Below are 632 nucleotides of genomic sequence, written 5' to 3' on the forward strand. Positions count from 1 at the left end.
GTCGAGGGCGAACCGGTACGCCTGGACCGTCTTCACGCCGGGCCGTCCCCAGTGGCCGCTTCAACGGCACGGCGGGCACGGATCGCCGCGGCGCGGCGGCCGTACAGCCGGGCACACAGCGACGTCAGGATCTCGGTCACGTCGCGCACCAGGTCCTCATCGACCTCAGCCGGATCGACCACCAGCAGCCGGCGGCCTTGCGCGGCCAGGGCCGCCTCGACGTACTCGGCGCCGAAGCGGGCGAACCGGTCGCGGTGCTCGACCACGATGGTCGACACCGCAGGATCGCGCAGCAGGGACAGGAACTTCCTGCGCTGCCCGTCGAGCACGGACCCGACCTCGGTAACAACCCGGTCGACGGCGAGTTTCTGACCGGTCGCCCACACGGTGACCCGCGCGACCTGCCGGTCCAGATCCGGTTTCCGGTCGGCCACCGACACCCTGGCATAGACCACGGTCTGACCGCCGGGCGCCGCACCGGTCAACGGCTCACCGACCATGATGAGACGACCAAGCCGGTACGCAGGAACAGGCAACGTCCCAGACTCGTAACGCCGCCTCGCGGTCGCGTACGAAATCCCGGTAGCCGCCGCCCACTCCTTCAAATTCACGCCGCCACCATAGCCGACTCC

The 632-nt window shown here is 69.8% G+C and carries 1 protein-coding gene; it reads right to left on the reverse strand.

All coding sequences use genetic code 11. The features are described 5' to 3' along the window. Positions 1-32 precede the first annotated feature (32 nt). Positions 33-611 carry an IS607 family transposase gene (locus ACL02O_RS34360; RefSeq protein WP_412822348.1) on the reverse strand — a complete coding sequence of 193 codons (579 nt, stop codon included), beginning with the start codon at positions 609-611 and terminating at the stop codon, positions 33-35. Positions 612-632: the final 21 nt, after the last annotated feature.

Origin of the sequence: Micromonospora mangrovicola (genome assembly GCF_047200535.1) — a bacterium.
GTDB lineage: Bacteria > Actinomycetota > Actinomycetes > Mycobacteriales > Micromonosporaceae > Micromonospora.